Origin of the sequence: Paenibacillus swuensis (genome assembly GCF_001644605.1) — a bacterium.
Classification (GTDB): Bacteria; Bacillota; Bacilli; order Paenibacillales; family DY6; genus Paenibacillus_N; species Paenibacillus_N swuensis.
The window spans coordinates 1,443,488-1,467,500 of record NZ_CP011388.1; the positions used below are offsets into that span (position 1 = coordinate 1,443,488).

Here is a 24,013-nt window from a genome sequence, read left to right on the forward strand (position 1 = left end):
AACGCTCAAGTTTAACTCAGATTTAAAGCTCAGCCTGCAGAATATCTCTTATCCCTTGCCACCGCTCCAACTTAACCGCATAAGGTACCGTGTGCGCGGGACTTGATGAAGGCAAAGTGTGCAACACATACCCCGGCGCTCTCGTCTCCCCTGAAGAAAATTGCACGCTTCGCCGGAACAGCGCCTCCGCCTTCGCCCCGTTAAAGAACAGATGGCGGATTGAGTTGCCGGGACGGGCGAAGAATGTCTCAAAATCATTAACTACCGGATGGCGAATCGCCGTATCCAGGCTGCCTTCCCGCTCGCAGGAAGCGAGCACGTCCCACAGCGCGATGCCATGCGCGGTTGCGAATGCCAGCCTTTCTTCATAGACAGGCGAAGGTTCCTCGCCGAATAAGCCGTATATTAAGCGCCAGAATTGATTCTGCGGGTGGCCGTAATATCTCTGCTGCTCCAGCGATTTGCGTCCGGGCATCGAGCCCAGGATCAGAATCCGGCAGGAAGGAGACCACACCGGCGGGAAAGCTTTCAGTCTTTCTTCATCTTTATCCTTCTCTGCCTCGGCCCCCGCATTTTGCCCGTCCAACATCCCGTTCCCCATCCCATTCTTCGTCTTTACACTAATTTAATCACCTTTACGGTCTGATCGTTAATCTGGACTTCAATGAGATGAAAGTCCTGGTCATGAAGGATGAATCCCTCGCCCACGGCGATCGGAGAATTGGCGCCTAAACCGTAAAATACATCGTCCGCCAACGCTTCAAGTACTTCTTTCTGATCATTTTCACTTAAATTTACCCATTCTTGCGAGTTCATCTCAAAAAATTCATAAAACTTGCCGATATCTTTTATAGCATCCATTAATTCGACAATAATCGCTTGGTACGATCTGGCGTGCTTAACACCCATATGTGATTCGCTCCTTTTGGGCTAGTCCCGTTTGCTTTCATTTATACTATACTAAAACTTATCTGCCTATTCGATAGGGTCATATACATATTCTAAGATTCAGAGGTGCAACAGTGGAGAAATCGACATTTATTGGCATTTTTATGGGAATATTCGCGGTAGTAGTAGGGATGGTGCTGAAAGGCGCGGCCCTGAGCAACTTTATTAACCCTGCGGCTTTCCTGATCATCATCGTCGGGACCTTCGCGTCCTTGTTTGTGGCTTTCCCGATGGCCGAGCTGAAGAAGTTCCCTACACTTCTCGGTCTTGCGTTTAAGGGGCAGAAGCTGATCCCTAAAGTCGACATTATCCGCATGTTTATGGAATGGGCAACGATTACGAGAAGAGAAGGCTTGCTGGCGTTGGAGAGTAAAGTCGATGAGATCGAAGATACTTTCCTGCGGAACGGTATGCGCATGATTATAGACGGCAATGATCAGGATTTCGTCAGAGACGTGCTGATGGAAGATATCGCGGCCACGGAAGACCGTCATAAGGGTGGCGCGTTAATCTTCTCGCAAGCAGGGATGTATGCTCCGACCCTGGGCGTTCTGGGTGCGGTTATCGGCCTGATCGCCGCCCTGTCGGATATGAGCGATATGGATAAGCTGTCCCATGCGATTGCCGCAGCCTTTATGGCTACCCTGCTGGGGATTTTCACCGGATATGTCATTTGGCATCCCCTGGCTACCAAGATGAAGCGGCTGTCGAAGAAAGAAATCGAAATCCGCATCATGATGGTGGAAGGCTTGCTGTCCATTCAGTCCGGCGTATCGACGATTGCCATCAACCAGAAGCTGTCCGTCTTCTTATCGGCAACCGAACGCAGAGCGATGAATGAGAAGGAGGAAACCTCCGGTGAGCAAACGTCATAGGAAAGAAGAACATGAAGAGCACGCCGATGAATCCTGGCTGATTCCTTACGCCGACTTGCTGACCCTGTTGTTGGCCCTGTTTATCGTCTTGTTCGCGTCCAGTCAGATCGACAGCGCCAAATTCGATGAAATGAGCAAGGCGTTCAGTATAGCGCTGAATCCGGGTAACGGCGTGCTGGATCAACCCACCGTTGTCAAGGAAGGTACTAGCAATCTGAAGAAGAAATCAGATGATGCCGACAAAGAGAAGAAAGCGGAGGACCAGGAGCGGTTCAAGAAGGAAACCGAGGACCTGCAGCGGTTGAAGCAGAAGCTGGACAAATATATTAAAGATAACGGATTATCGACGCAATTGGTGACGAAACTGAATCATAGCGAATTGATTATCCGGATTAGCGACAACGCGCTCTATCCTTCCGGCAGTGCATCCCTTAAGCCGGAAGCACGGAATCTGGCTGTAGCGATATCCACCATGCTGGGTCAGTATCCGGAGTACGAGGTTATTGTGGCCGGCCATACGGATGACCAGCCGATCAGTAACTTCGAGTTCGACTCGAACTGGAATTTAAGCTTTGAACGAGCGCTTAATTTCATGAAGATTCTCTTCTCGAACAATAAGCTGGATCCTAAGCAATTCAGCCCGATCGGTTACGGTGAACAGCGTCCTATCGCATCCAATGATACGGATCTGGGACGCGCCAAGAACCGCCGTGTCGAAGTCGCGATTGTGCGGAAATTTCAGGAAACCGGTGACGTGCAGGATACACCTACCGCGCCCAACACCCCTTAACTAACGCATACAACAACAACAAAGGCATGTGTACACCCGGCGTTCCGGCTACACATGCCTTTTATTTATTTCCCTGTCGGATCGGCGTAAGAAATCTGCTCAAACAAAACCTTTTTTTCAGATTCCGTCAGATCACGCCAAGCCCCTTTTTTCAAATCGCCCAGCACAATATTCATAATTCGGATTCGTTGCAACCGATGTACCCCATAGCCGAACGCGGAGCACATCCGGCGAATCTGTCGATTCCGGCCTTCGGTCAGCAGAATGCGAAACACCCGCTCGCCAACCCTGTGGACCTCACACGGCAACGTAAGGCTCCCGAGCACCTTAACCCCCTGTGACATGCCGCGAATGAAAGAATCCGTTAACGGCTTGTCTACGGTCACAATATACTCCTTCTCATGCTTTCCTTCAGCGCGCAGAATACGATTCACGATATCTCCGTCATTCGTCAGCAGAATAAGTCCTTCGGAGTCCTTGTCCAACCGCCCAATCGGAAAGATCCGTTCCCGATGCCCGATGAAATCCACAATGTTCCCCTCAATGTGCTGTTCGGTCGTGCTGGTAATCCCTATAGGCTTGTTCAATGCTATATAAACGTGTTTGCTCTTCTCTTGAATCGGCTCTCCGTTGACACGAACATCGTCCCCTTCTTCCGCCTGACTGCCGAGTTCCGCCAACTTCCCGTTAATGGTTACTTTTCCTTCGGCTACGAGCTTGTCCGCTTCCCGCCTTGAACAGTAACCCGTTTCACTGATGAATTTATTAATTCTCAAATCGTTTGTTCACTCCATCCGTTATTAGCCTGCATTCCCTACACCTTAGCACAATTGAATTCGGTTTTCAAAAAGGAGCTGTTCACGGTTCAAAAAGAGAACGGCAGCATAATTTCCACCGTAGTCCCCACGCCTACATCACTCGTAATATGCATATGTCCGTGGTGATTTTCGATGAGCCTTTGGCTCACCATAATGCCAAGGCCCGTACCGTTCTCCTTGCCCGTATAGAAAGGGGACCCTACCTGCTGCAAATCCTCCTCAGGGATGCCGATCCCTTCATCCACGAAGCGTAAGCGCAGTGCATGCTTCCCTTCAGGTTCCAGGTAAATGGTGATGTTCCCACCCTCGGGCATGGCGTCGATCGCATTTTTCAATACATTGATAAACACCTGCTTTAATTGATTCTCCTCGCATTTCACCAGAGGCAACTCTTCCTCCGATATGACATGAAACTCAATATTATGTAACAAGGCCTGCGGCTCCAGCAAAGACAGTACACTTCGCAAAATGCTGTTAATCGACTTATATTGGTAATTGACCGCCTGGGGTTTAGCCAACACGAGAAACTCGCTCACAATCAGGTTAATTCGATCTAATTCGGACAGCATCAGGGTTACATGCTCCTCCGTTGCTTTCTGATATCGCTGCAGCTGAACAAAACCTCTCAGTGTCGTCAGCGGATTCCGAATTTCATGAGCCACGCCGGCGGCCAATTGTCCCACTACCGTCAGTTTATCCGACTGCCTCAGTAATTCTTCCGTTTTCAGCCGTTCTGTAATATCCCGGGAGATGCCGACCAGAGCAATAATCTTTCCCTTCTTGTCACGGATGGGCGATACGGTCAGCGAGACATGGAATAGGGTGCCGTCTTTGCGTTGCCGTACCGTCTCAAATCCGCTGATATTCTCTCCCCGCATCACTCTCCTGTGCAGCGTCCAAGCCTCCCCTGTCAGATCTTCGGGGATCACTTCCAGACGACGACCTACGGCATCCTCCTTGGACCATCCATAGAGCTGCTCAAACGCTCGGTTGATCCGTATGACCTGATGCTTCATGTCCACGACATCTATGGCATCGGAGGTGTGATTAATGAAGGAGTCGAGGAAATCCTGCGTCGTTTTCAGTTCCTCAAGCGTGTTCTCCATCGCCTCCGAATATTGAACCAGGCTTTTCGACATCGTGTTCACTCTAAGCGCCAACAGACCCAACTCATCTCTGCGCTGGATGGGTACCCGGATATCGAATTGCCCTCCCGCTATATCCGTCAAATGACCAAGAATGGTTCGGATGGGGCGGACGGCATACCCCGACAGTGTATAAATGCCCAGGAATAAACCGAAAATCAACAACAAGGAAATCACCGCGTTGGTCAGGGTGTATTTCATTAATGTGCTTTCTACGACCGACAAGTCCAGCACGAGCCCGATTACACAAGGGAAATAGGTTTGAGCATAGAAGCTTTTGATGACACGCTTATCCTGAATCGTCTCTTCGTACATAATTTCTTTGCGGGTCTTGAGCGTTTGTTCAATGGCTTGAGCATCCTTAATATAATGGCTGTAGTTGTACGTTCCAAAATAAACCGGTCCTGCATAATGAGAGGAAACCAAAGGCATTTTTTCTTTATTGGCGGGATTTTGCATGAAGAATTTCGTGTTGAAGGCGGATACTTCAAGTAAAGCAGGAAAGTTTTTCATCGCTTTTTGCAGCATTTGTTCCGGATTTAAAGTTAAGCCAAAGCGCTTGAGATCTGTTTCGTCAAAATAGATATGTATAATGTAGTTCGTTGTTCCGTCATAATAGTATCCGGACTTCGATATCTTTCGGGGGTCCTCGTTCGCATAACGAATCGGCTCGCTCCAGAAATCTTTCAATTGTCCGTGTTGGAGTGTGGCTTCACGATCTTGCATAAGCTTTGTTACAGCACGGTGTGTTAAACTTTGAGGCATAATCATGCTGTTTAATTCGGATGGGTTTGTTGATTGAACGGCTTTAAACCCCCGCTGGTCCGGGATGTATATCGCCATATGAGAGATATTAAATTTATCGCTGATTCGAGTTAGCATGGTCTGAGTAACTTTGGCCGCATCCGGACCCATCTCTTGTGAGGCGCCAATCGCCGCGCTTCGCAGATGTTCGCCCAGAATATGATGAATATATTGGGTGCTGCTCTGCCATTGTTGAAAATCCATGCTGATCTGTTTGGATGTCAGCCTCATCTGATTATGAAGCTCCCGTGTCAGGGTTTCCCGATTGGTGAAATAATTCGCAATATTATTCAGGGTTAGAATGACGGTTACAACCATTACGATGATTAAGCTCAGCTTCGTCTTCAAGGACATTGACAACCCTCCTGGTTATTATTGTAATAGACAGGGAGTCGATGTGCCAAGTGTTTGGGCGCTAAACTTGCTTATTCTTAATCCATTGCTTTTCTCACCTGATTCTTCTACAATTATGGCTGATTATAATGTTACTTTGTGTATAGTGTGCATAGTTTGTTGATAAGTTCAAACCCCTCAGGGTAGTTATCCACAATTCTATCCACAACATGTTAACAAGAATAAATGTTCGATGCATAACTACACTATCCAAGGAGGTTTCTCCCTTCCATGCAAACCCTGGAGGAACATGAACGATGGATGAAAGAAGCCATCGCGGAGGCCTATAAGGCGGAGGCCTTAAAGGAGGTTCCCATCGGGGCCGTCATCGTCAAAGACGGCGTCATTATCGGCCGCGGGCATAACCTGCGGGAAACGACCTTCGACCCCACCGCCCATGCGGAGATGATTGCGATCCGTGAGGCGTCCGTCGTACTGGATGCATGGCGACTGCTCGATTGCACACTCTACGTGACACTGGAGCCATGCCCGATGTGTTCGGGCGCTATCGTGCAATCGCGCGTCCCGCTGGTTGTATACGGCACGCCCGATCCGAAGGCGGGCTGCGCGGGCACTTTGATGAACCTGCTCCAGGAGGAGCGGTTCAATCACGAGGCGGCGATCGTCAGCGGCGTGTTGCAGCAGGAGTGCGCGATGCTGCTCACGAACTTCTTCCGCCGCCTGCGCGGGAAGCCGCCTTTGCCGCTAGAAGCGGCAGGCTCGGCGGACGAGCCAGACACGCTTTAATGGCACGATTCCATCCCAGCTTGCTTATTTCATGCTATTAACGGAGGAACTCAGCCTTTCCGTGGCAATTGGAAACGAAATTCCTTCTGACGGGCGGCATTTTAATTGTTTTGAAGGTAATTTAGGTGGCTGGTATCACATAAAGTAATCATTTTCCTTCATACGCAGTCGCCAATACACTTAATAGTAACTTGTTACTTTATCACCAAGGATTACACTAAAGTTTAGATTTATAACGTAAATCCACAACACTTTAACGTAACTAGTTACCATAACGAAAATCAACCACAACCGATGAGCATCACCCGTCACCTTAGCGTATATCCACAACTGTTGAAACATAACGGTTACCACTCCCCCCCAAACCCAAAAAGAGCCGTAAAGTATCCACATGTGGATAACTTTACGGCTCTTTGACTACCTCGTTTACTGCGCGGTATACCCGCCGTCCACCATCAGGCTTGAGCCCACGACAAACGAAGCGTCGTCGCTCGCCAGGAACAGCACCGCCTTGGCGACTTCTTCCGCGCGCCCCAAGCGGCCGATCGGATGCGCCTCCTCGAGCGCCCTGCGCTCAGGCTCGGACGCGTCCGCCAGCATCGGCGTTTCCACGTACCCGGGGCATACCGCATTAATGCGGATGCCTTCTTTGGCGTACGTGACGCCGAGCGAGCGGGTCATGTTCACAACGCCGCCTTTAGCTGCCGCGTTGGACGTCACGCCGTTCTGGCCCACATGGCCCAGAATGGACGCGTTATTGATGATGACGCCTCCGCCCTGCTTCATCATCTGCTGAATCGCGTATTTATCGGAGAGAAATACGCCCGTCAAGTTCACGTCCATGACGCGCTGCCATTTCTCCAGCGGCACCTCATCGGCGGGGGAAGCTTCGCCGATTCCCGCATTGGCGAACAGCACGTCCACCCGGCCGAACCGCGACACGGCCGCTTCCATGAGACCGCGAACCTCCGCTTCTTTGGACACGTCCGTATACACAAACATCGCCTCATGACCTTCACGCATGAGCGTGTTCACAACCTGTTGCCCTTCATCAGAGGTGTCTCCGATCACCAGCTTAGCGCCTTCTTGCGCGAATAACCGAGCCGCCGCAAGGCCAATTCCGCTGGCACCGCCGGTAATCACCGCTACTTTATCTCTTAATTTCAATCGTTCCACCCCTGATTCGTATTTCGTTCCTATGCCTATTTTGAACCCGTACCCTATATATACCCTTGTCCCCTCTTATTGAAAACGGGTCTACAGGACGAATTTTCTAACTCTGCTCGGGAACGCCAAAAAGGACCTTGCGGTCCTGAAGTCGCATCCTTTGTGCCATTTGTCTCTCTTTTGCCATGTACCTTTTGCCGTGTATCGGAGTGTGGTATAATCAATGGTACTCGCGTCTCCGTAGCTCAATCGGATAGAGTAACCCTCTCCTAAAGGGTAGATCTCGGTTCAATTCCGGGCGGGGACGTACCTCATTCAAACCATCCTTTACGCTTGAACCACGTGAACATCCCCAACCCCAGCGCCGCCATTAATCCCACAATTAACGGGTAACCGAAAGACCATTCCAGCTCCGGCATCCAGTCGAAATTCATTCCATACACCCCTGCAATGAACGTCAGCGGCATGAAAATGACCGTTATAACCGTTAAGGTTTTCATAATATGATTCATCCGATTCGAGCTGATCGACAGATAATTATCCCTTAAATCCGCGGTAAGCTCCCGGTTGGATTCAATCATTTCCGATAATTTCAGCAGATGATCATAGATATCCTGGAAGTAGACCATCTGGGACTTTAAGCCCTCAATTCGTTGGGAATTCACTACTCGGTAGAGAAGATCCCGCATAGGCACAATGGTACGCCGTAACTTCAACAAATCCGATCTCAGCTTGAACACTTGGTCCATAATATCGTTGATTTTGCTCCCGGACCGGAATTCAATCTCGTTTAACTCATCTTCTATTCGATGCACACTAGGGAAATACTGATCCACCAGCTTGTCCATGACCATATAGGCCGCATGCAGCGGACCTTGCTTACGAAGTCCGGGTTGTTGCGTGAAACGGCTCCAGGCCTCTTCAATCTCGGCATTAGGTTCCAAATGAAACGTCACGATAAACCGGCTGTTCAGAAACAGGTCGACTTCGTTGGCCTCCAGCGTTACGTCATTCATCGCATGCAACACGAAGAAATGGGTCTCATCGTAATGATCCAGCTTCGGTCGTTGCAGGAAATGCACACAATCCTCAATGGCCAGCGGATGAAAGTGAAAATGGGTATCCAGCGTCAATCGTTCTTCCTGTGTAGCCGCCTCATAATCAACCCAGTACCAATCGATTCGCTCATCTTCCAGTTGTTCGAAAGGCACATCCATCTCCAGCATCCCGTCTTGGGTGACGGCTAATGTTCTAATCATATTGGATCCTCCGACCGGTCTCTTTATTTATGTATACCCCTCATTGCATAAGTGACACCCATTGGAATATAATATGAACTGCTGTCACAGGGGGTTTTATTCATTATGAAAAATATAATCTATGTATTCGCAGGCGCCTGCTCGTATGGTGTTCTGTCCATGTTCGTAAAGCTGGCTTATGATGACGGTTATGATGTGAATCAGGTGCTGGGTTCGCAAATGCTGTTCGGTTTCACTATGTTCATGCTGCTCCGTGTATTCCGAAGCTATCCGCGTCTTCCCGTCACCGCCGTATTGCAGTTGATGGGTTTAGGAGCGACTACAGGCTTAACCGGGGTGTTCTATTACAGCGCGTTACAAACGATTCCCGCTTCGATCGCCATTGTTCTCTTATTTCAGTTTACATGGATTGGTGTTCTGATCGAGTCGGTGTTACATCGGCAGCGTCCCTCTCGGGCCCAGATGTTTGCCCTTCTGCTGCTTATCCTGGGAACCGTACTGGCCGGCGGTGTATTAGGCCCGGGGGCGGGGCTGAGCGAGCTGGCGCTTTCTGGCATCCTCTTCGGATTGTTATCCGCCGTATCTTATGCTTTGTTTATTGTGTATAGCGGCAAAATATCGGCTTCCGCACCCGCATTACAACGCAGTGTGTTGGTGTCCTTCGGGTCACTGGTAACCTGCTTCCTGATCTTCCCGCCGACCTTCCTGTTGGACGGTTCCCTGTTCAGCGGAACATTGCCTATGTGGGGACTCTTACTCGGACTGTTCGGTCCGGTGATTCCCATCCTGCTGTTCACGAAGGGTGTACCGCATATCGGCGGCTCGCTCGCTTCCATCCTTAGTGCGGCAGAGCTTCCCGTTGCCGTAATTACTTCTTGGCTCGTGCTGAAGGAAACGGTGACGCCATTGCAATGGTCGGGCACGATCATCATTCTGATCGGTGTCGTGCTTCCGGAATGGCTTTCCTATCGCTCCCAAGCCAAGCGTACCTCAACCGATACCCTATAATCAAGCAGGTGCATCCCATTCTCCGTCTTGATGAAAGAAAGGACATCCCTTAGTGGATGTCCTTTTTCTTGAAACGGCCGCCTTTCACATCATGGATGTTACCGATGGCCAGAAACGCTGCCGGATCCAGCTCGTCTACGATCGACTTTAACTTGGCTTCCTCCAGCCGGGTAATCACACAGAAGACGACATTCTTGTAATCTCCGCTGAAGCCGCCCTCTCCGTGCAGGTACGTCACTCCCCGGCCTAGACGGTCCAGAATAGCCTCTCCGATTTCGCGGTTATTCTCGCTGATGATCCACACCGACTTCGACTCGTCGAAACCTTCCAGCGTAATATCAATCATTTTGAAAGCGATAAAGTATGCAATTAAGGAGTACATCGCCCGGTCCCATTCAAAGACGAACCCCGCGCTGCTCAGAATGAACAGGTTGAAAAACATAACCATCTCGCCAACCGAAAAAGGCGATTTCTTATTTAGCAGGATGGCTACGATTTCCGTACCGTCCAGTGATCCGCCGAAACGAATGACAAGTCCGACACCGATACCGATAATAATGCCTCCGAACACGGCTGCAAGCAGATCGTCTTGCGTGAACGGCTCCCAGGAATGGAAGAAGTTTGTACCTAGCGACATGACCGTAACGCCTAACAGTGTGGATAGAGCGAAGGTTTTTCCAATTTGTTTGTACCCCAGAAACAGGAAAGGCAGATTGAGTACGAATAAGAACAATCCGAGCGGCCACCCGGTTAAATGGGATGCGATAATCGAGATGCCGACAATGCCTCCGTCGATGATGTTATTGTTAACGAGGAAGAATTCCAGACCGATTGCGACAAGCAGAGCTCCTGTAATGATGAATACTACTCGTTTCAAAATGTCTTTCCGCGAAAGCTCCTTATGCTTATTCTTTGGTAACTTATTCGGCATGGGCAGTTGGTTCACATTGACCTTTTCTTGGTTCATCGATCGTCCCCCTTGTAGTCGGTTCATGGCCCATATAACAAGTATATAAGCCTTTCCTCCTATTATAACAAAAAGTGCCCTATTAAGGGCACTTTAACTAGTGTTTATGTCGGATTTAACTTCCCTCTGCGTGATTATGCCGAGAATGATTCCGGTTTTTGACGGTTTTGGAGCCCGCGGCCGCTTCAGGACGATGATCTTCGTGGTCATCCCGCGAGTTTTGCTGTCTTTTTTCCTCAGGGCTGGTAACCGATTGAACCTTTGGTTTCATCTTATAAACCTCTTTTCAGTTAGATGATGAATAGTGGGTGATTTGCTGCAAGTTCTGAGCGCATTCCCGCATGTGGCGGACGTAATCGTGAATCATATTTTGAATAATCTCCGTATGTTCGTCGACATGAATACCGTCTGCTTCCACATCTACCAGTTGGGTATCAATCTCTCTGGAGTCGGTGTAGGTCACCTTGAAATCGAAGCTGTATTGGGTACGCCCCGAATTGGCGATGGCTACACGCAGAGAACGCGGGTCCGCCGCGTCGGCTTGGACCGTGGCCTTGTCCGAGCTCCCCAGAATCGTTGGCAATGTGTTGTTCCATTCCTCTGTCAGCTTCTGCTGGTCTAGCGTTAACTGGTCTTTGTCAGGTTTCATTGTTCACACCTCCACTTGTTTAAAGTGTGATGGAGAGGTGGATTTTATACGTTATATTTGGAATGGCAAAAAAAGGCCCCATGCTACGTACTCGCATGAGACCTCAGTTAAGTAATGTGCGGGTAACGGCTTAATGCGCTGCCGAGTACTCCCCTTCTTCCGCATTCGGATCCATTTTCTCGCCGCCCATGGCGAAGGAGGCTATCAAGGCGAGAACCGCCGGGATAATCGCCCAGGTAAAGGTCGTGACAATGGAGGAAGACAGTGTGTCTGTGATGGTTTCCAGCACCTGCGGCGGGATTGCTTTACGCCCTTCCTCGGAGAGAAGTTCGCGCACATCACTGCTCATGCCTTCAGGCATAGCGCCCATGTCGGATTCAGCAAAAGCTTTGGACAACTTGCTGCTGAACAAATGACTTTGGATAATACCGAACACGGTAATTCCCAATGTCATGCCCAGGGAGCGCAAGAAGTTCAATGTCGATGTAGCCGATCCGCGCTGTCTGGCCGAGAAGGAATGAATGGCCGCGTTGCTCAGGACGGAGAAGGAAGCACCGATCCCGAGGCCGACTAAGATCATCATAATGGTGATCATCCATCGCGGCGTATCCGGGTTAAGCGTGGCCAGCAAGCCCATGCCTACAACCAGAATAGCGAGCGTCGGCACCATAATCGTTCTAAATTTAAACCGATTCAAGAAAATACCGCCTAGTGAAGCTGTTACAACGGAACCTACCATCATGGGAAGCAAGAGTAATCCGGAGTTGGTCGCTTTACCGCCCAGAACCCCTTGCACATAAATCGGGATATATACGGACGCCGTAATGAATGCCGCACCGCTTAGAATCGCGATCAGGTTACTTGAAGCATACAACCGCTGTTTAAACATACCGAACGTGATAATCGGTTCCTCCGCGCGTCTTTCCACGAAGATGAAGACTAGGGTTAATACTGCGAAAGCCGCGAACAATCCAATGATTTGTACGGAATCCCATGCGTATTCCTTGCCGCCTAACTCCAAGGCGAACATGAGTGCGACTATACCGCCGACCAGTGTGGCCGCGCCGACCCAGTCGATTTTTTGCTTTGTATGGATGGCCGATTCTTTGTAGAAGAAAGCAACCAAGACGAACGCGATGGCGCCCAGAGGCAAGTTGATGTAGAAAATCCATTCCCAATGGATGTAATCTGTAATATATGCGCCTAACAATGGACCAAAAATACTCGACAAACCAAACACCGCACCGAACAATCCGCCGAGTTTACCGCGATCCTGCGGAGGAACAACGTCGAACATGATGGTGAACGCTGTCGGAACCATCGCACCTGCGCCGATCCCTTGAATCGCGCGGTATATGCTCAGCTCCACGATGGAGTCTGCCGTACCGCACAGGATCGAACCGAACATGAACACAATAATACCGAATACGAAGAAACGCTTGCGCCCGTACATGTCGGACAGTTTACCGAAGATCGGCATACCCGCCATCTCAGCAACCATATAAGCCGAGGTTACCCAAACGAACTTATCCAAACCGCCCAATTCGCCGATAATCGTCCCCATCGCTGTCGCGACAATGGTATTATCCATGGAGGCCATCAGAATCCCTAACAGCAACCCTGCTAGGACGACGCCCATACTGTTGTTTTTGTTACCTTTTGCTTTTGTTGTCATATCCACCCGATCCCTCTCTATACCCTAATATCCGTTTCCGTTTGTAGCACTGTTTCAGTATAACCAATCCTTCCTCTGATGAAAAGCACCGATAGGTGTAGACTATTTCGGTCTGTGGACCGAGGCGCTTTGATGCCTTTAGTATAATACAAAAACCCTGACAGCATTATGTCAGGGTTATCGAATCTGCAAGAAATCTATACGGAGAGTTGGGGTGGGGTACTCCCTCTTCGAGGGAGACTGCGATGTAACGCTGCCGAAGCTTATGCTCCGACGCCCCCACTGTCCGTGGGTTCGAATCTCGACGATGCCTTTACGGAGAGGGTGGGATGCTCCACTACGTGGAGAATGCGAAGTAATCCTTCCGAAGCTTATGCTCCAGCGAACCCAGGAAACCAGTTCGAATCTCGAAGAAGCTTATACGGAGAGGGTGGGATTCGAACCCACGGAGACCTTACGACCTCGGCGGTTTTCAAGACCGCTGCCTTAAACCACTCGACCACCTCTCCAGGTGCCCCCGCAAGCGAGGGAGTGATACTATGATTGATCTTATTGTAAGCCAATGACTTTCAAGTTATTCATGTAAGGTTGAAGGACTTCCGGAATTAAAACCGAGCCATCTTCCTGTTGGTAATTTTCCAGAATCGCAGCAACTGTACGGCCGACCGCAAGGCCCGATCCATTCAGGGTATGCACGAACTCCGGCTTGGCCTTCGCATCCCGACGGAAACGAATACCCGCGCGGCGCGCCTGGAAATCCTCAAAATTCGTGCACGACGAAATTTCGCGATACGTCCCGCCGCTTGGAATCCAAACCTCGATATCGTAAGTTTTCGCCGCGTTCGCACCCATATCTCCTGCACAAAGAGTTACAACCCGATACGGCAGCTGCAGCAGCTGTAATACCTTCTCGGCATTAGCTGTTAAGCTTTCCAGCTCTTCATACGAATCTTCCGGTTTCACAAATTTGACCAGCTCAATCTTGTTGAATTGATGCTGGCGAATGAGTCCGCGCGTATCCCGACCGGCCGACCCGGCTTCGGAACGGAAACAAGCGCTGTAAGCGCAATAATATCTAGGCAGAGATTCTGCGGTCAGAATCTCATCCCTGTGGTAGTTGGTGATCGGAACCTCCGCGGTAGGAATCAAACAATATTCTGTTCCTTCCAATTTAAACAGATCTTCTTCAAACTTAGGAAGCTGCCCTGTACCTCTTAGGCTGTCACGATTAACAATCATCGGAGGCAAGAATTCCTCATAGCCGTGATGATCCGAATGCAAGTCCATCATGAAATTGATCAGCGCGCGCTCCAACCTAGCCCCTAAACCTTTGTAGAATACAAACCGGGACCCCGTCACTTTAGCCGCTGCTTCAAAATCAAGAATACCCAAAGCTTGAGCTACTTCCCAGTGTGCCTTAGGCTCGAAACCGAAGGACGCCGGCTCTGACCACTTCCGCGTTTCCACATTATCTTCTTCCGATAACCCCGCCGGCACGCTTTCGTGAGGGATGTTCGGGATCGCCATAATGATTTCATCCAACTTTTCCTCTAACACACGAATTTCTTCATCCAACTCTTTAATTCGATCGGAAACGGTCCGCATCTCTATGATCAACTCATCGGCATTCTCGCCGGATTTCTTCATTTTCGCTACATCTTGGGACACTACATTCCGACGGTTCTTTAATTGTTCGCTCTCCTGTAACAATTCTCTGCGCCGCTTATCTGCTTCCGTAAATCCTGCCAGCTCGTCCGTCGATTTACCGCGGCTTTTCATGGCTTGTTCCACACGTTCTATATCGTTTCTTAACAGCTTTACGTCCAACACCTGCAACGCCCTCCGAACGGTAAATTTATTATAAATATTAGCATTACTATACTATATCCTTACGAAAAAAGCACTTTCCAACCCGCATCGGGCTGAAAAGTGCGTGTTGTTATTGTCGTGTGGCGCGAATCATATCCAGAAAATAAGCATGCATCCGGAAGTCATCCGTTAATTCGGGATGAAATGAAGTAGCCAGAACGTTTCCTTGCTTGGCGGCAACAATCTCATCTTTGTATGTGGATAGTACTTCAACCTCGGGGCCTACCTCATTGATTAAAGGTGCCCGGATAAACACCGCTCTTACCGGTTCTGAGATGCCCTTTACAGGAAGGTCCGTCTCAAAGCTTTCGCGTTGTCTGCCGAATGCATTTCGGGATACTTTCATATCCATGAGTTGCAAGTGAGCTTCATCTTGTCCGATAATCTCATCCGCTACCACAATCAGTCCGGCACATGTGCCGAAGACAGCTTTACCTTCATTGGCGAACTGTTTAAGCTCCTCCAGAAAGCCATACTTGCGTATGAGTTTTCCGATGGTAGTGCTTTCGCCGCCAGGAAGAATGATCCCGTCCAACTCGCCCAGTTGCTCGGTACGCTTTACGGCAATACCTTCGCCACCGGCGAGCTCAATCATGCGTATATGTTCAGCCACGGCTCCTTGCAGAGCCAATACACCTATTTTCATTGTATACCCACCTTTATGCCGTACAGCAAACCCAATTGATTCTTACCAACCGCGGTCTTGCATGCGCTCATGAGCGTTAAGCTTGGAGATTTCAATCCCTTTCATCGGTGCGCCCAGATTCTTGGACACTTCCGCAATCAGCTTGTAATCCTTGTAGTGTGTTGTAGCTTCAACAATGGCGCGAGCGAACTTCTCAGGGTTGTCCGATTTGAAAATACCGGATCCTACGAATACGCCGTCTGCACCTAATTCCATCATTAATGCCGCATCGGATGGTGTAGCTACGCCGCCTGCCGCGAAGTTAACAACCGGAAGCTTACCATTCTCATGAATGTATAGTAACTGCTCGAAAGGAGCGCCAAGGTTCTTAGCTTCGGCATATAGCTCGTCGCGGGACAAGCTTTGGATATGACGAATTTGACCTTTAATCAGTCGCATGTGACGAACCGCTTCAACAATGTTACCCGTTCCCGGTTCACCCTTCGTACGAAGCATGGAAGCACCCTCATTAATCCGGCGAAGAGCTTCACCGATATCTTTGGCGCCGCATACGAACGGAACTGTAAATTCACGCTTGTCAATATGGTATACTTCATCCGCTGGAGTCAATACTTCGCTCTCATCGATGTAATCCGCGCCCAAAGCTTCAAGTACGCGAGCTTCAACGATATGTCCGATTCTGGCTTTAGCCATAACGGGTACGGATACTACTTTCATCACTTCTTCAAGAACAGTCGGGTCCGCCATACGGGCTACACCGCCGGCTGCGCGAATGTCGGAAGGTACTCTCTCCAATGCCATTACCGCTGTTGCTCCTGCCGCTTCTGCGATCTTCGCTTGTTCAGCATTCATGACGTCCATGATGACGCCGCCTTTTTGCATTTCAGCCATACCTCTTTTTACACGTGATGTACCTGTTTCCATGTCCCGATATCCCCCTGATCTATTATGAAAAAATAAGATGTTATCGTTGCTTTTTTTCAAGCCTTATAAGAAGTCATTTTACCGTAAGACACCTAAATATACAACCCATTTGGTTGGAATTATAGTGCTTTCGAATGCGCATGAAATGAACTAGAAAAGATTCTTGATGCCGCTGAACAGCTCACCGAAAAATTCTTTAATTCCACGGAAAAATAACTTCAATCCGCCAGCCTTGCTCATGTCCTCTTTGGCCACTAGTTTCATCGTTTGTTTCGAATCTCCGTAAGTTAAGGTTACTATGCCCACTTCTTGCCCTTTTTTAATCGGAGCGACTAATTTGTCGGCAGCGGTTGGCGTTGTGGTAATCTTCACACTTTCCGGAGTGTCGCCCTTACGCATCACAACACTTATCGCTTTCTCGGCAACAACAGGAATTTCAAGCTCCTTGCCTTTCGTCACCTTCGCGGTCTTCACATCAGGCAGTTCAGCACCTTCAGCCACAATCGTTTTCAGTTCAAAATTGTTAAATCCGTAGTCCAATACCTTCTTCGTCTCAATAAAACGCTTTGGTTCGGTCTTAGCGCCCATGACCACACTGATCAGACGCATTTCGCCGCGCTTAGCCGTGCCTGTAAAGCAGTAGCCGGCTTGGCTAGTATGACCCGTCTTTAGGCCGTCAAGCCCTTCATAGACGTACTTGCGGAAGTTCTCGTTATCTTTGTTGCCTTCGAGCATCCAATTGTAGTTAATCATAGGTTTCGTATCGCGCTCGCGGAACTTGTAAGAAGGAATCTTCGAAATTTCCAGCGTTTCCGGATGGTCCTTCACGATATGATACGCCAACTTGGCGGAATCCATAGCCGTCATCAGCGTTTCTTTATCTGCCGCCTGCGGACGGAATGCATCCGGCATATCGCTGCGACTCAATCCCGTTGCGTTAATGAAATGGGTCTTGTCCGATAAACCCAATCGCTTAGCCGTATCGTTCATGAGCTTAACGAACGTCTGCTCCGTACCCGAGATTTGCTCAGCCAACGCTACGGTTGCATCATTCGCTGACCCTACAGCCATTGCGGTATAAAGGTCTTTAACACTATGTTGATCGCCTTCAGCCAAGAAAATTCTCGAGCCGATCTGGGCAGCCGCGTTCTCTGTGGTAGTCACACTTTGTTCCCAGGTTAGCTTACCGGATTGAATGTGCTCCATCACTATGTATTCCGTCATCATCTTGGACATACTGGCCGGTGGATACGCAACATCCGCATTCATGCTATATAACACCTGTCCGGTGCTTTCTTCAATTAATACAGCCGAGTTGGCGTCCAATTGCAGCGGTGCCAGAGGTGCAGGCGCAGCGTTCGTGGGGCTTGGTTGCAGCGTAAAAGCCATATTCATCATTAATGTAAAACAGAGGATCATTATCATTGCTTTCAACTTGCGGTAACCCATCATTCACACTCCCAGTCCGAAATAGTCGTTGTTGTCCTATTGTAACACACCCCCCAATGCAAAAAAAGACAAGGCAGATAAAGTAAATCCGCCTTGTCTTCGGGGTAATGCCTATACAAACTGTACAGTTACAGCGAGTAGTTAGGCGCTTCTTTCGTGATTTGAACATCATGCGGATGGCTTTCGCGTAAACCAGCCCCAGTAATTCTTGTGAATTGCGTATCATCCTTCAACTCTTGGATGCTCTTCGTGCCGCAATAGCCCATACCAGAGCGAAGTCCGCCGATTAATTGATGAATCGTATCGGCCAACGGCCCTTTATAAGGAACGCGGCCTTCAATCCCCTCAGGAACCAGCTTATTCTCATTCTCTTGGAAATAGCGGTCCTTACTGCCTTCTTTCATCGCGCCCATGGAGCCCATACCTCTGTAAACTTTAAAGCGGCGTCCTTGGAAAATTTCCTGTTCACCAGGGCTCTCCTCCGTACCTGCGAAGATGGAACCGATCATGATCGCGCTGGCTCCCGCCGCTATCGCTTTAACGATATCACCGGAGTATTTAATCCCGCCATCGGCAATGATCGGGATATTATATTCGCGAGCAACGGACGCGCAATCATAAATAGCCGTTACCTGAGGTACACCGATGCCGGCGATGACACGGGTTGTGCAGATGGATCCCGGTCCAATTCCCACTTTAACGACAGACGCGCCTGCTTCGATCAAGTCTCTTGTCGCTTCGCCTGTAGCCACATTGCCGGCAATGATGGTAAGATCCGGATATTGCTCTCTAAGCTTCTTCACTGTATTGATGATGTTAATGTGATGGCCATGCGCGGAATCAACGACCAAGACATCAATCCCTGCTTCAACTAAGGCTTCTGCCCGTTCAAAAGTATCTTTCGAAATTCCTACAGCAGCTCCGACCAACAGACGTCCGTGACGATCTTTAGCCGCATTCGGGAACTGTATTGCCTTCTCAATATCTTTGATGGTGATCAAACCTTTAAGCTCGTTATTATCATCCACCAAAGGTAATTTCTCAATCTTATGCTTTTGCAATAGATGCTCCGCTTGATCCAAAGTCGTTCCCACCGGTGCGGTAACCAGGTGTTCATGGGTCATAACGTCGCTGATTTTGATGGAGTAATCATGAACGAAACGCAAGTCACGGTTTGTGATAATACCAACCAGACGGTTCTCCTTGTCAACGATGGGAACTCCGGAAATACGGTACTTGCCCATAAGAGCTTCCGCGTCATAGACATGATGCTCAGGTGTCAGGGAGAATGGATTTGTGATTACACCGCTCTCTGAACGCTTCACCCGGTCCACTTCTTCGGCTTGTTGCTGTACGGACATGTTCTTATGGATGATGCCGATGCCGCCTTCTCTTGCGATGGAGATCGCCAATTTGGATTCCGTAACGGTATCCATGCCGGCACTGATCAAAGGTATGTTAATTTTGACAGTCTCGCTTAATCTCGTGGAAACGTCTACCTCTCTTGGCAGAGTCTCCGATTTGCGCGGAATCAAAAGAACGTCGTCGAACGTCAAGCCTTCTTTAGCAAATTTCGTTTCCCACACTTCGTAAGTTCCTCCTTTTATGATCTTTCTTAGGTCTTGTCCCAAAACTGTTATTGCTCATCTTATCAGAACGGCTTTTTTCGTGTCAAGCTTGGCGTCATGTCCTTTATTATGCGCCATCCGTGTGTTTCGCCCTATTTCCATTATAAGGCGTAAAAAGAGTTGCTCCTTAGTCCGCTTTCAGACCAGAAACAACTCCTTCACAGCTATGCGCATTATGCTAGTTATAAATTAAATCTGCCCATTCCGGGTGATCAATGAACGGATTCCGGTTATTTTGATATTTCGTATAGATCGTATCATTTCTCTTCATTTCAAAACTGTCCACGGGGTCCAAGCGATTCCATTCCAGCAGGGTAGACAACTTGCCGTGGTAGGGAGCTGATGTGCCGCTGTTGTTATTATTGTTAACTTCCAGGTTTAGTTCCCCGGAATCACCCTCATATCTAACGGCCATATAGAGAATCATGCGCGCGACATCCCCTTTTACCGCATCCCGCGGTTCCCAGGAATCACTATCATATTTACAAAGCGTTGCTTCGACATGCGGCGACCCGCCCCAATCAAAGTCGAGGTTGCCTCTCGCGGAGTTAACAGATACATCGGTGGGACGAAGATGATGGAGATCGGTACCCGGTCCTATCGCTGTTCCAAAGTTACCATGGGATTTCGCCCATACGTGCTCTCTGTTCCAGTCGTTCACGCCGCCGCCGTTCGTTAATTTACTTTGAGACCGTCCTGTGTACAAAAGGATGACATTATTCCTGTTGTTAGGATCTTCATCCGTGTAGCGCAGCGCATCCCATACCGCGTCATAGGACAACTTTCTGTGATCGTCAATGATATTGTGGAGGGCTGATTTTAACGCTGCTCCAGTCTTGTTAAGGGCGGAGTTATAGTAGGTGCTGTCGTATGGAGAGGTAGTCCCGGTGCCGGTGCCTCCTCCGGGTTCTTCTCCGGGTTCTCCGTGAGTCGCGGTTTCCATCCTGGTTACATTCTTGGATCCTTCATGCGTGAAGTAGGCTGTGAGTTGCCCAGTTACCTTGATTTGTGTTCCTTTAAGCGAGGGGTTAGACTGCAATCCGAAGGTTGCGCGGTAATTAGAAGGAATTTGAACATATAACATGTTTGAGGTTTGAGTTTCGCCTGGGGATTCTGCAATGGCAAGCGCGTAATCATTAGGGTAGTTGCTGGTAATCACCGTAGATGCCGCAGTGGGTTGGCCGACGATGTAGCCTTGAACGGTTTGTATGCTATTGTTCTGTAGATCCATGGCTTGCGTCACGGACAATGGAGATTCCCAGGTGCCGTTCCCTGTTACAGCAAATGTTGCATTTGTGAAAAACACAGAAAAGAGTAATGAGAATATAGCGGCCAAAAGGGTACTTCGTTTACGCATGGTCATAAATTCCCTCCATCCCAATTTGGATTACAACAGGAGATTACCATGAGGTATAACGATGGGACAAGTTAACTTTAAGTAAAAATAACCGGAATGTGCGCACCTTAAAATTCTAACGAATCGTAGTAACGCTTAGACGTCAGCTAACGCCATTTTTAATTTCTAAAGAATCGTAGGCATGCTTAGAGGCCATTTGTTGATCTGTTTTGCTCTGAATAGCCCGCTAAGAGCTGTGTAGATTCGTTATAATCTCAAAACTTAACATATGGGCTTTTAAGCGTCTTTACGATTCGTTAGAACATTTTCAATCTGGAAAAAGAAAAGAACCTGACTTGTCTCAGAGACAAGTCAGGTTCTTCCTGTTACTTTTGCTTGGCAACGTCCTACTCTTCCAGGACCCTGCGGTCCAAGTACCATCGGCGCTGAAGGGCTTAACGTTCGTGTTCGAGATGGGTACGCGTGGTTCCCCTTCGCCATTGTTACCAAACTGTTGAAGGTTTGATCCTTCAAAACTGAATGTGAATGAATGAGAGCTTTGCTTGCAAAGCTAGCTTCGTAAGCATGCTCAACGCGTTAACCTGTTAATTCAGGTAATTGGATAAGCCCTCGACCGATTAGTATTCGTCAGCTCCATGCATTGCTGCACTTCCACCCCGAACCTATCAACCTCGTCGTCTTCAAGGGGTCTTACGAATTGGGAAATCTCATCTTGAGGGGGGCTTCGCGCTTAGATGCTTTCAGCGCTTATCCCGTCCGTACATAGCTACCCAGCGATGCCTCTGGCGAGACAACTGGTACACCAGCGGTACGTCCATCCCGGTCCTCTCGTACTAAGGACAGCTCCTCTCAAATTTCCTGCGCCCACGACAGATAGGGACCGAACTGTCTCACGACGTTCTGAACCCAGCTCGCGTACCGCTTTAATGGGCGAACAGCCCAACCCTTGGGACCTACTTCAGCCCCAGGATGCGATGAGCCGACATCGAGGTGCCAAACCTCCCCGTCGATGTGGACTCTTGGGGGAGATAAGCCTGTTATCCCCAGGGTAGCTTTTATCCGTTGAGCGATGGCCCTTCCATGCGGTACCACCGGATCACTAAGCCCGACTTTCGTCCCTGCTCGACCTGTATGTCTCGCAGTCAAGCTCCCTTATGCCTTTGCACTCTTCGAATGATTTCCAACCATTCTGAGGGAACCTTGGGGCGCCTCCGTTACTCTTTAGGAGGCGACCGCCCCAGTCAAACTGCCCACCTGACACTGTCCCTCGCCCGGTTTCACGGGCGCAGGTTAGAACTCCGATACGATCAGGGTGGTATCCCAGCGGCGCCTCCGGCGAAGCTTGCGCTCCGCCTTCTCAGGCTCCCACCTATCCTGTACAGATCGTACCAAAGTCCAATATCAAGCTGCAGTAAAGCTCCATGGGGTCTTTCCGTCTTGTCGCGGGTAACCTGCATCTTCACAGGTATTAAAATTTCACCGGATCTCTCGTTGAGACAGCGCCCAAGTCGTTACGCCATTCGTGCGGGTCAGAATTTACCTGACAAGGAATTTCGCTACCTTAGGACCGTTATAGTTACGGCCGCCGTTTACTGGGGCTTCGGTTCACAGCTTCGGATTGCTCCTAACCGCTCCCCTTAACCTTCCAGCACCGGGCAGGCGTCAGCCCGTATACTTCGCCTTACGGCTTCGCACAGACCTGTGTTTTTGCTAAACAGTCGCTTGGGCCTTTTCACTGCGGCCCCCTCGGGCTATTCACCCTACCGAGGCACCCCTTCTCCCGAAGTTACGGGGTCATTTTGCCGAGTTCCTTAACGAGAGTTCTTCCGCGCGCCTTAGAATACTCTTCTCGCCTACCTGTGTCGGTTTGCGGTACGGGCACCATCACCTGGCTAGAGGCTTTTCTCGGCAGCCAGAGTACATGTTCTTCGCTACTTATATTTCGCTCCCCATCACAGCCCAGCCTTACGATGTGCGGATTTACCTACACATCAGCCTCACTGCTTGGACGGACACTTCCATCAGTCCGCAACGTTCCCCTTCTGCGTCACCCCATTGCTCATAACGGCTTACGGTGGTACAGGAATATCAACCTGTTGTCCTTCGACTACGCCTTTCGGCCTCGCCTTAGGTCCCGACTAACCCTGAGCGGACGAGCCTTCCTCAGGAATCCTTAGGCTTTCGGCGGACAAGATTCTCACTTGTCTTTTCGTTACTTATACCGGCATTCTCACTTGTATGCTGTCCAGCGCTCCTTACGGTACACCTTCAACCCACATACAACGCTCCCCTACCACTGATCTTACGATCAATCCATAGCTTCGGTGGCGTGTTTAGCCCCGTTACATTTTCGGCGCAGAGTCACTCGACCAGTGAGCTATTACGCACTCTTTAAATGGTGGCTGCTTCTAAGCCAACATCCTGGTTGTCTGTGCAACTCCACATCCTTTCCCACTTAACACACACTTGGGGACCTTAGCTGATGGTCTGGGCTGTTTCCCTCTTGACGATGGATCTTAGCACTCACCGTCTGACTCCTGGCTATAAGTCTATGGCATTCGGAGTTTGACTGAGCTTGGTAACCCTTGGCGGGCCCCGCACCCAATCAGTGCTCTACCTCCACGACTCTAGAATCCAAGGCTAGCCCTAAAGCTATTTCGGGGAGAACCAGCTATCTCCGAGTTCGATTGGAATTTCTCCGCTACCCCCACCTCATCCCCGCATTTTTCAACATGCGTGGGTTCGGGCCTCCAGTGAGTGTTACCTCACCTTCACCCTGGACAGGGGTAGATCACTCGGTTTCGGGTCTACACCCACGTACTTAGTCGCCCTATTCAGACTCGCTTTCGCTGCGGCTACGGCTTCTCACCTTAACCTTGCACGTGAACGTAACTC

General features: G+C 49.5%; 20 protein-coding genes, 2 tRNA genes and 2 rRNA genes (1 of these 24 only partly in view). 5 read left to right on the forward strand and 19 right to left on the reverse strand.

What is annotated here, in order from left to right; genetic code table 11:
* Positions 1 to 22: 22 nt before the first annotated feature.
* Together SY83_RS06180 and SY83_RS06185 are read right to left on the reverse strand one after the other, a co-directional pair.
* Complete coding sequence (locus SY83_RS06180) at positions 23 to 589, reverse strand: DNA-deoxyinosine glycosylase (RefSeq protein WP_082882363.1); 567 nt, start codon at positions 587 to 589, stop codon at positions 23 to 25.
* Positions 590 to 615: 26 nt separating this feature from the next.
* Entirely contained in the window at positions 616 to 909 is a 294-nt protein-coding gene (locus SY83_RS06185) for a hypothetical protein (RefSeq protein ID WP_068605237.1), read from the reverse strand.
* Positions 910 to 1,022: 113 nt separating this feature from the next.
* On the opposite strand from SY83_RS06185, the gene motA reads away from it, so the two are divergent.
* Positions 1,023 to 1,823, forward strand: a complete 801-nt coding sequence (gene motA, locus SY83_RS06190) for a flagellar motor stator protein MotA (protein ID WP_068605238.1) — start codon at positions 1,023 to 1,025, stop codon at positions 1,821 to 1,823.
* The gene (gene motB / locus SY83_RS06195; protein ID WP_068605240.1) at positions 1,807 to 2,613 is read left to right on the forward strand and encodes a flagellar motor protein MotB; all 807 of its coding nucleotides are present in this window, start codon (positions 1,807 to 1,809) and stop codon (positions 2,611 to 2,613) included. The genes motA and motB overlap by 17 nt, the downstream gene beginning before the upstream one ends.
* Before the next feature lie 65 nt (positions 2,614 to 2,678).
* On the opposite strand, the gene rluF is transcribed toward motB, so the two are convergent.
* Both rluF and SY83_RS06205 read right to left on the reverse strand, forming a co-directional pair.
* Complete coding sequence (gene rluF, locus SY83_RS06200) at positions 2,679 to 3,389, reverse strand: 23S rRNA pseudouridine(2604) synthase RluF (RefSeq protein ID WP_068605243.1); 711 nt, start codon at positions 3,387 to 3,389, stop codon at positions 2,679 to 2,681.
* Positions 3,390 to 3,478: 89 nt separating this feature from the next.
* Positions 3,479 to 5,734: a HAMP domain-containing sensor histidine kinase gene (locus SY83_RS06205; protein ID WP_068605245.1), complete on the reverse strand. Its 2,256-nt coding sequence runs from the start codon at positions 5,732 to 5,734 to the stop codon at positions 3,479 to 3,481.
* A 270-nt stretch (positions 5,735 to 6,004) separates the two neighbouring features.
* Between SY83_RS06205 and tadA the strand changes: the two genes are divergently transcribed.
* Positions 6,005 to 6,520: a tRNA adenosine(34) deaminase TadA gene (gene tadA / locus SY83_RS06210; protein ID WP_068605247.1), complete on the forward strand. Its 516-nt coding sequence runs from the start codon at positions 6,005 to 6,007 to the stop codon at positions 6,518 to 6,520.
* Positions 6,521 to 6,946: 426 nt separating this feature from the next.
* Here the strand turns inward: tadA and SY83_RS06215 are convergent, their stop codons facing one another.
* On the reverse strand, positions 6,947 to 7,687 hold the full coding sequence (locus tag SY83_RS06215) for an SDR family NAD(P)-dependent oxidoreductase (protein WP_068605250.1): 741 nt from the start codon (positions 7,685 to 7,687) through the stop codon (positions 6,947 to 6,949).
* A 234-nt stretch (positions 7,688 to 7,921) separates the two neighbouring features.
* On the opposite strand from SY83_RS06215, the gene SY83_RS06220 reads away from it, so the two are divergent.
* Positions 7,922 to 7,994 (forward strand) — tRNA-Arg (locus SY83_RS06220).
* A 4-nt stretch (positions 7,995 to 7,998) separates the two neighbouring features.
* Here the strand turns inward: SY83_RS06220 and corA are convergent.
* Entirely contained in the window at positions 7,999 to 8,946 is a 948-nt protein-coding gene (corA, locus tag SY83_RS06225) for a magnesium/cobalt transporter CorA (protein WP_068605252.1), read from the reverse strand.
* A gap of 105 nt (positions 8,947 to 9,051) precedes the next feature.
* Between corA and SY83_RS06230 the strand changes: the two genes are divergently transcribed.
* Positions 9,052 to 9,954 (forward strand): EamA family transporter, encoded by a 903-nt coding sequence (locus SY83_RS06230; RefSeq protein WP_068605253.1) that lies wholly within the window; start codon positions 9,052 to 9,054, stop codon positions 9,952 to 9,954.
* Positions 9,955 to 10,003: 49 nt separating this feature from the next.
* Here SY83_RS06230 and SY83_RS06235 read toward each other — a convergent pair whose 3' ends face one another.
* The 13 genes from SY83_RS06235 to SY83_RS06290 form a co-directional block, all read right to left on the reverse strand.
* On the reverse strand, positions 10,004 to 10,885 hold the full coding sequence (locus tag SY83_RS06235; RefSeq protein WP_068610948.1) for a YitT family protein: 882 nt from the start codon (positions 10,883 to 10,885) through the stop codon (positions 10,004 to 10,006).
* Between the two features lie 151 nt (positions 10,886 to 11,036).
* Complete coding sequence (locus tag SY83_RS23025) at positions 11,037 to 11,192, reverse strand: small acid-soluble spore protein P (RefSeq protein ID WP_157279805.1); 156 nt, start codon at positions 11,190 to 11,192, stop codon at positions 11,037 to 11,039.
* 15 nt (positions 11,193 to 11,207) lie between these two features.
* Complete coding sequence (locus SY83_RS06240) at positions 11,208 to 11,570, reverse strand: hypothetical protein (protein WP_068605255.1); 363 nt, start codon at positions 11,568 to 11,570, stop codon at positions 11,208 to 11,210.
* A gap of 130 nt (positions 11,571 to 11,700) precedes the next feature.
* Positions 11,701 to 13,245 (reverse strand): MDR family MFS transporter, encoded by a 1,545-nt coding sequence (locus SY83_RS06245; RefSeq protein ID WP_068605257.1) that lies wholly within the window; start codon positions 13,243 to 13,245, stop codon positions 11,701 to 11,703.
* A 422-nt stretch (positions 13,246 to 13,667) separates the two neighbouring features.
* Positions 13,668 to 13,754 (reverse strand) — tRNA-Ser (locus SY83_RS06250).
* Positions 13,755 to 13,794: 40 nt separating this feature from the next.
* Entirely contained in the window at positions 13,795 to 15,024 is a 1,230-nt protein-coding gene (serS, locus tag SY83_RS06255; RefSeq protein WP_407944625.1) for a serine--tRNA ligase, read from the reverse strand.
* A 160-nt stretch (positions 15,025 to 15,184) separates the two neighbouring features.
* Positions 15,185 to 15,760: a pyridoxal 5'-phosphate synthase glutaminase subunit PdxT gene (gene pdxT / locus SY83_RS06260; RefSeq protein ID WP_068605261.1), complete on the reverse strand. Its 576-nt coding sequence runs from the start codon at positions 15,758 to 15,760 to the stop codon at positions 15,185 to 15,187.
* A gap of 42 nt (positions 15,761 to 15,802) precedes the next feature.
* The gene (pdxS, locus tag SY83_RS06265; RefSeq protein WP_068605263.1) at positions 15,803 to 16,684 is read right to left on the reverse strand and encodes a pyridoxal 5'-phosphate synthase lyase subunit PdxS; all 882 of its coding nucleotides are present in this window, start codon (positions 16,682 to 16,684) and stop codon (positions 15,803 to 15,805) included.
* A 150-nt stretch (positions 16,685 to 16,834) separates the two neighbouring features.
* On the reverse strand, positions 16,835 to 18,082 hold the full coding sequence (locus SY83_RS06270) for a D-alanyl-D-alanine carboxypeptidase family protein (protein ID WP_231891388.1): 1,248 nt from the start codon (positions 18,080 to 18,082) through the stop codon (positions 16,835 to 16,837).
* A 179-nt stretch (positions 18,083 to 18,261) separates the two neighbouring features.
* Complete coding sequence (guaB, locus tag SY83_RS06275) at positions 18,262 to 19,719, reverse strand: IMP dehydrogenase (RefSeq protein WP_068605265.1); 1,458 nt, start codon at positions 19,717 to 19,719, stop codon at positions 18,262 to 18,264.
* 220 nt (positions 19,720 to 19,939) lie between these two features.
* Positions 19,940 to 21,124 (reverse strand): endonuclease, encoded by a 1,185-nt coding sequence (locus SY83_RS06280; protein ID WP_068605267.1) that lies wholly within the window; start codon positions 21,122 to 21,124, stop codon positions 19,940 to 19,942.
* Between the two features lie 367 nt (positions 21,125 to 21,491).
* Positions 21,492 to 21,608: ribosomal RNA gene (gene rrf, locus SY83_RS06285) — 5S ribosomal RNA — on the reverse strand.
* 107 nt (positions 21,609 to 21,715) lie between these two features.
* A 23S ribosomal RNA gene (locus tag SY83_RS06290) occupies positions 21,716 to 24,013 on the reverse strand (it continues 629 nt past the right edge of the window).

What these genes read in the sequence shown, in the direction of transcription:
- SY83_RS06185 (WP_068605237.1), bottom strand. Translation starts at nt 909, where the DNA reads ATGGGTGTTAAGCACGCCAGATCGTACCAAGCGATTATTGTCGAATTA.
- SY83_RS06230 (WP_068605253.1), top strand. Translation starts at nt 9,052, where the DNA reads ATGAAAAATATAATCTATGTATTCGCAGGCGCCTGCTCGTATGGTGTT.
- SY83_RS06280 (WP_068605267.1), bottom strand. Translation starts at nt 21,124, where the DNA reads ATGACCATGCGTAAACGAAGTACCCTTTTGGCCGCTATATTCTCATTA.
- pdxT (WP_068605261.1), bottom strand. Translation starts at nt 15,760, where the DNA reads ATGAAAATAGGTGTATTGGCTCTGCAAGGAGCCGTGGCTGAACATATA.
- corA (WP_068605252.1), bottom strand. Translation starts at nt 8,946, where the DNA reads ATGATTAGAACATTAGCCGTCACCCAAGACGGGATGCTGGAGATGGAT.
- tadA (WP_068605247.1), top strand. Translation starts at nt 6,005, where the DNA reads ATGCAAACCCTGGAGGAACATGAACGATGGATGAAAGAAGCCATCGCG.
- pdxS (WP_068605263.1), bottom strand. Translation starts at nt 16,684, where the DNA reads ATGGAAACAGGTACATCACGTGTAAAAAGAGGTATGGCTGAAATGCAA.
- SY83_RS06235 (WP_068610948.1), bottom strand. Translation starts at nt 10,885, where the DNA reads ATGCCGAATAAGTTACCAAAGAATAAGCATAAGGAGCTTTCGCGGAAA.
- SY83_RS06205 (WP_068605245.1), bottom strand. Translation starts at nt 5,734, where the DNA reads ATGTCCTTGAAGACGAAGCTGAGCTTAATCATCGTAATGGTTGTAACC.
- SY83_RS06240 (WP_068605255.1), bottom strand. Translation starts at nt 11,570, where the DNA reads ATGAAACCTGACAAAGACCAGTTAACGCTAGACCAGCAGAAGCTGACA.
- SY83_RS06245 (WP_068605257.1), bottom strand. Translation starts at nt 13,245, where the DNA reads ATGACAACAAAAGCAAAAGGTAACAAAAACAACAGTATGGGCGTCGTC.
- serS (WP_407944625.1), bottom strand. Translation starts at nt 15,024, where the DNA reads ATGAAAAGCCGCGGTAAATCGACGGACGAGCTGGCAGGATTTACGGAA.
- SY83_RS06180 (WP_082882363.1), bottom strand. Translation starts at nt 589, where the DNA reads ATGTTGGACGGGCAAAATGCGGGGGCCGAGGCAGAGAAGGATAAAGAT.
- SY83_RS06270 (WP_231891388.1), bottom strand. Translation starts at nt 18,082, where the DNA reads ATGATGAATATGGCTTTTACGCTGCAACCAAGCCCCACGAACGCTGCG.
- SY83_RS23025 (WP_157279805.1), bottom strand. Translation starts at nt 11,192, where the DNA reads ATGAAACCAAAGGTTCAATCGGTTACCAGCCCTGAGGAAAAAAGACAG.